Here is a 6000-nt window from a genome sequence, read left to right as displayed (position 1 = left end):
TTGCCGAACAAAGCGGCATCAAGGCCGGCAGCGGAGGCTTCCAGGTCAGCGTGGCGGGTAACACTGCCTTGCTGGGCAGCGTCATTGCCAGCGACACCCAGGCCGTCAATGCCCAGAAGAACAGCTTCAAGACCGGCGGCACCCTAAGCATCAGCGACATCCAGAACACCGCCAGCTACAAGGGCGAGTCAATCGGCATCAGCTTTGGCGGCGGCGCCACTGCCAAGACTGCCGGCATCAACGGCCTGGGCATAGGCATCGGCTCAGACAAGGGCGATGCCAGCAGTACCAGCAGCGCAGGTATCAGCGGTATTGCCGGCAATACCGCCGTCAGGAGCACGGATGCCGAGACCGGCCTTAAACCCATCTTTGACGCAGCCCGGGTACAGGCCGAGATCAATGCGCAGGTGCAAATTACGCAGGCGTTTACACGCGAAGCGCCCAAAGCGGCTGCCAGCTTTGCCGACAGCCAGGCCAAGAGCCTGCGAGATCAGATCAAGGAAACCATGACGCCGTCAGAAAAGACGGCCCTGATTCAGGAAGCCGAGAAGTGGGGAGAAGGCGGCATCTACCGGATCGCCCTTCACACGGCAGTAGGCGCGTTGGGCGGCGGCATGGACGGCGCCTTGGGCGCGGCTACCAGCGCCAGTTCAGCCAACCTGATGAACGCGTTCCAGGACAACCTGCAGTTAGGCCTGCAAACGGCAGGCTTGGGTGACGGCGTCTCCAAGAGCATTGCTCAAGTCGTTGCCGGGCTGACGGCCGCAGGCATTGGCGCTGCTGTGGGCGGAACTCAAGGGGCGGCCACTGCCTGGACTGTGGATGCCAACAATCGGCAGTTGCACTATACCGAGACCCAAAAGCTAGATGCAGCAAAAAGAGGAAAAACCACAGAGGAGAAACGCCGACTGGACGCCGCAGCGTGCGCACTTACCCGGTGTGCCGACGGCATTCCTGATAGTGACCCAAACTGGATCAAGCTCAACGACATGCAGCGAGTGGGTGAAACATACGCGGCGGAAAAAGCGATTCTCCAAAAAACAGGGGAGTTTATTTACACCAATCTTGACGGAATAAGAGATGGGCTGACACGAAATGGCGAAGTGGTTACACGCGTGGGAGGCGCGGTTAACCTCGGCGCTGGCGCCATCGGCACAGTTGGCGGCGGTGTGATTGCAGCGGGTGGTGCAGCATCATGCATTGAAACTTTGGGACTTGGCTGTGTAGCCGTCCCCATCGGGATTGGCATCGCTGGGGCGTCCAACCTCCAGATGCAGCAAGGGAATGCGGCAGCCTTTGGTGCCTACCGCTCAAACGAAGGTCAGCGTGTTCTGGACTCTTTCAACCTGGAAACATATCCTGGCGAGCGTGATCCGCTCATGCTCCTTGGAATTGATGCCGCCAAGTTCGGGCTCGCGTATCTGGGAGGAAAATATATTCCAAAGGCACTAGCCAAGGCCGAAGGAATAAGCGCAAGTCCGGGGGGGAGCATTGTTGGTGAAGTTGTCGCAACAACAAAACCACTAGCACTGCCGGCCCCAAAACCGGGTGAAGTGATTCCAAATGCAATGAGTGCGGAAGAAATTTCTCAGGCAGCCGATATCGTTGCATACAAGGGCGGAAGATTTGTGGGACAGCTGAGCCACAATACCCCGGGAATTGATGGCTGGTTAAATGGTGTCCCTGTTAGCCTAAAGGAAGTAACAGGAAATGGCATGACAGCAGTGCAGCGAAATATCGTTGATGGAACTAAGCAAATGGTTAACGCAAAGCAAATTGGCGATATGTACGTAGATGCCACCAAGACTGGCATATCAGTTCAAGACGTCACAAGCTGGGTCAAACCGGGGTCACCTGTCTCCAACATCCTGAACGAAGGTACCGTGGGCAACATCAATATTAAAACCATAAATGGATGGATAACATTGACTCGTTCTACGCTGACGACTAAGGGCACGCCATGAAAAGTTCTTTTGTCCAGATGGATGCCAATCCAACACAGGACGAATTAACGAGCGCCATAAAAAATGGCTTCTCCCGTTTCAAACAAAAGACGCCAACCTTGACGATGGAACTGGTTGGGCCAATTCACCGAGATCCTTATGTAAAGGGCGCGGCTGAAAATGAATGGTGCTGGGTTTCAATTTCTGAGCAGCCTATTGATGAAAGAATTCCCGACGCCAAGAAATACATGGGATCGGTGAGTACCCGAGGAGATGATTTATTTGCTGCTCTGGTGACTTATTCGCTGTGCAAAGAATTTGGCGATTCTGTTGATGACAATGCTGGTTACCTTGAGGCCGGAAAAGAGTTCACCCTTGCTGAGCTTGAGGCCGCGTTGCAAGCCAAGCTACGCGTTTGATGATTGATTCCCATAGCGACTTAAACCATTTAGACAGGTAATTTTCCAGCCGCCCTTGATCAGCTTGTATCAACTTTGAGGGTCAAGAAAATGCGGGACTCGGATAGGAATTCACCCTCGCCTCCGGCCAAGACATCAAGGTCCAGGGCTCCAGCGTGATTGGCGACACCGGCACCACCCTGGCCGCCGGCCGCAACATCGCCATCGAAGCGGCCACCAACACCAGCAGAAGCACGTCTTTCTTTGAGAAGAAGGAGTCGGGTTTCTTCCAGGAAGGCCTGTCTTACAACGCCAGCGAGCAGTCCAACGAGGCAGGGCCGCAACACAACCGCAGCGGCCAGCACCGTGGGCGCACTGCAAGGCAACGTGGTCGCCGTCGCCAACAACAACTACCGCCAGGTCGGCAGCGACGTGATCTCACCGCAAGGCAATATCACCATCAGCGCCGCCAAGGTGGACATCGTGGAAGCCCGCGAAACCAGCCGCAGCACCACGGAAGATAAAACCTCCCAAAGCGGCTTTGGCGTCACCTTCAGCAACCCCGTGCTGTCGGCCATCGAAAGCGTGCAGCAAAGCGCCCAGGCCATCAGCAACGCCAGCAAGGTCAAGGACTCGCGCATACAGGCACTGGCCGCAGCCAGCACGGCACTCACGGCGTACAACACCTACAACCAGGTCGCAGCCCTGGTGAAGGACCCGGCCGCAGCAGCCAGCATCGGCGTAAACCTGAGCATCGGCTCCAGCAAGAGCCAGAGCAACACAGAGAACACCAGCAACACGGCCGTGGGCTCCAATGTTGCCGCTGGCGGCGACATCACCATCGCGGCCACTGGTGCAGGCTTGGACAGCAACCTCACGGTGCAAGGCAGCCGCATCAACGCCGGCGGTAGCGCCAGCCTCATGGCAGACAACCAGGTCAACCTGCTCGCCGCCATCAACACCGCCAGCGAGCGCAACAGCAACAGCAACTCGGGCGCCAGCCTGGGCATCGGCTTCAGCGTGGGCGCCAAAAGCGGCTTCAGCCTGAACGCCAGCGTCTCCAGCGGCAAGGGCGAAGGCAACGGCGACGAGATCCGCTACACCAACACCCAGGTGCAGGCCGGCAACACGCTGGTGATCGCCTCGGGCGGCGACACCAACCTCATAGGCGCGGTCGCAGCTGCCAAACAGGTCACCGTGCAAACCGGCGGCGACCTCATCATCCAGAGCCTGCAAGACCAGTCCGTCTACAAAGAAACGCAAAGCAGCGCCGGTGCTGGGGTGAGCCTGTGCATACCGCCCTTCTGCTATGGCTCCAGCAGCGGTAGCGTAAGCGGAGGCAAAAGCAACATCGACAGCAACTACCAAAGCGTTGGCGAGCAAAGCGCGATTCGCGCGGGCGATGGCGGCTTTAACGTTGCCGTGGGCGGTAACACGACCCTGGCTGGCGGGCAGATCACCAGCACCCAAAAGGCTGTGGACGACGGCAAGAACAGTTTCCAGGCCGGCGGTGTGTTGACGCTCACCGACATCCAGAACGTTGCCAGTTATGAAGGCAGCGGCTACCAACTGGGAGCGGGGCTGAGCGGAACCCTCGGCGACCAAAGCAGCCCAGGGGCGATAGCTGACATGCGTGACCGCGGCATGACCGATGCACAAATCGAACGGGCCAGCCACACCGTAACCCGCCCGGGCGGAGGCGCCGGTTATGGGCAGACCAGCGGCGACGCCAGCAGCACCACCACGGCAGGGATCAGCGGCATTGCAGGCAACACGGGCGCCCGAACCGGTGACGCTGAAACCAGCCTCAAGCCGATCTTTGATAGGGACAAGGTCAGGGCGAATATTGATGCGCAGATCGCTATTACTGCGGCGTTTGGGCGGTCTGCCAGCACGGCTTGGGGCGACTACGCGAATCAGCAACAAGCTGGCGCACCGGATGCCAAATCCGCCGCCTGTTGGGCTGAAGGGGGCGCCTGCCGGGTTGCCGGCCATATCCTGATCGGCGGATTGGGTGGCGGCGTAGGCGGCGCTGCAGGCGCCGGCGCCGCGGCACTTGCAGCAGACGAGATTAACAAGCTCACAGAGGACCTGCCCCCGGTCCTTAAAAACCTTGTGGGCGCGGGCATTGCCGCCAGTATTGGCGCAGCGGCCGGTGGTTTGACAGGGGCAGCTGCTGCGTTTAACGAAGACACCAACAACAGGCAGCTCAACCCCAACCAGATCAGCCGCATCCAGCAGCTGGCCAATGGCAGCAATGCGGCTGTGGCACGCCTGACGATAGCCGCCTGTGCGATTCGCCGGTGCGCAGATGGCGTGCCGCCCACCGATGCCAATTACCGCTTGCTGTCGGATATGCAAGCGGCTGGCGCCACCGACGAATATGCTGCAGAGCGCAGCACCTTGGCCCAACAAACCTATAGAGTCGGCACCAACCCAAGTAATCAGACGTCACCGCTGAAGCTGTTCAACGACTACAACGCCTCGGACAGCGCGGTGGATGCGTTTACCAGCAGCAACGGCGGCATTCGTACCATGGGACTGCTGCAGGCGCTGGGCGGGGCCGGGATGATAGTCGCGGGCACAGGCGCTTGTACGACCGGGTTTGGCTGCTTCCTGGGTGGTGCGGGTGCGACCTTTGGGTGGGATCAGGTCGTAACAGGTAGCAATACCGCCGCAACAGGGCAGCCTACGCTTACGATGGGAGAGCAAGTTCTGCAAGGCATGGGCCTGAGCCCGCAAGCTGCTGCGCTGACTTATGCAGCACTGGGACTTTCGCCGGCTGCGGTGGAAGGTATATTGCTGAATCGGACCGTTAATGCACAGGCGGCGGCCTATGCGGCGGCCAGAAATACGTATGCTACAAATGGGGCAAGTGGGGGAACGGCAGTAGCAGGAGAAATTGCAACCCCGGTGACTTCTGGCGGGACGGCGAATGTGGTGACCGTGCCAGGACTGAAAGGGCAGCTGGCCGCCGAAAATCTTGCCAACATTGCGGCGCAGGATGCGAGACTTGCGAAAGCGGCGAGCGGCAGTGGAGTGCCAAATCCGAATTTCTCCGTCGGAAGCGGTACGGCGACCGAAGCGAATAGCTTGGGGCAGATATGGGTAGGTGATGGAGCGCGACCATTGAACGGTGTACCCGGCGGATTGATCAGCGCTGACGGTACGCGAGTCTTTAGGCCTCCGACTGCAAAGCCCAATGCACCTGCCGAGTTCAATCCGACCGGTGTCCAGGCCAACTTCCAGATGAGGGACCCGAATACAGGGGCTGTAATTTCCAACGGACACATGGTGATCAAATGAACAAACCCACTCTCAAAGGGATTGATTTCGGTGCAGAGGATCTCAACACCTACACCCCGCAAACACCAGACAACTTTTGCATGTGGCTGACCTTAGCGATCGGACCAGAGGGGATTGAAGGCAGTCATCTGTTCCAAGTTGGGATATGCACAAATTCGTGGCTTGCGCATCAGCTATCGATCAAGAGTGCATATGTTTTGCGGCACATGATCCTCGTTGAAAGTTTCGATTTTGAATTGATCAAGAAGACAGTTAGCGAGATTATTGAGAACGCTGAACGCCCTACTTGGGAGCAGTCAGTACCAATTCTTTCCAGATACTTTGCGTGGGAGTATGAGGACTACCAGTCGTAA

The 6000-nt window shown here is 58.2% G+C and carries 3 protein-coding genes and 2 pseudogenes; all 5 read left to right on the top strand.

Going from position 1 to position 6000, the window contains the following annotated elements:
- A pseudogene (locus tag ACXJKE_RS06685) lies at window positions 1-1964 on the top strand (hypothetical protein); the annotation flags it as partial.
- On the top strand, window positions 1961-2362 hold the full coding sequence (locus tag ACXJKE_RS06680) for a hypothetical protein (RefSeq protein ID WP_457279757.1): 402 nt from the start codon (window positions 1961-1963) through the stop codon (window positions 2360-2362). The pseudogene ACXJKE_RS06685 and the gene ACXJKE_RS06680, both read left to right, overlap by 4 nt.
- A gap of 125 nt (window positions 2363-2487) precedes the next feature.
- Window positions 2488-2694 (top strand): annotated as a pseudogene (locus ACXJKE_RS06675) (hemagglutinin repeat-containing protein); the annotation flags it as partial.
- A 13-nt stretch (window positions 2695-2707) separates the two neighbouring features.
- A complete protein-coding gene (locus ACXJKE_RS06670) occupies window positions 2708-5647 on the top strand; it encodes a hemagglutinin repeat-containing protein (RefSeq protein ID WP_457279756.1) in 2940 nt (979 codons plus the stop codon).
- Window positions 5644-6000, top strand: a complete 357-nt coding sequence (locus tag ACXJKE_RS06665) for an immunity 8 family protein (RefSeq protein WP_457279755.1) — start codon at window positions 5644-5646, stop codon at window positions 5998-6000. The genes ACXJKE_RS06670 and ACXJKE_RS06665 overlap by 4 nt, the downstream gene beginning before the upstream one ends.

This window comes from Polaromonas sp. P5_D5 (assembly GCF_054049435.1).
The sequence above is the reverse complement of the archived record's forward strand: the minus strand, read 5'-3'. Positions and strand labels throughout refer to the sequence as shown.

Coding starts and splice junctions, on each gene's coding strand:
- ACXJKE_RS06680 (WP_457279757.1), top strand. CDS start 1,961: ATGAAAAGTTCTTTTGTCCAGATGGATGCCAATCCAACACAGGACGAA.
- ACXJKE_RS06665 (WP_457279755.1), top strand. CDS start 5,644: ATGAACAAACCCACTCTCAAAGGGATTGATTTCGGTGCAGAGGATCTC.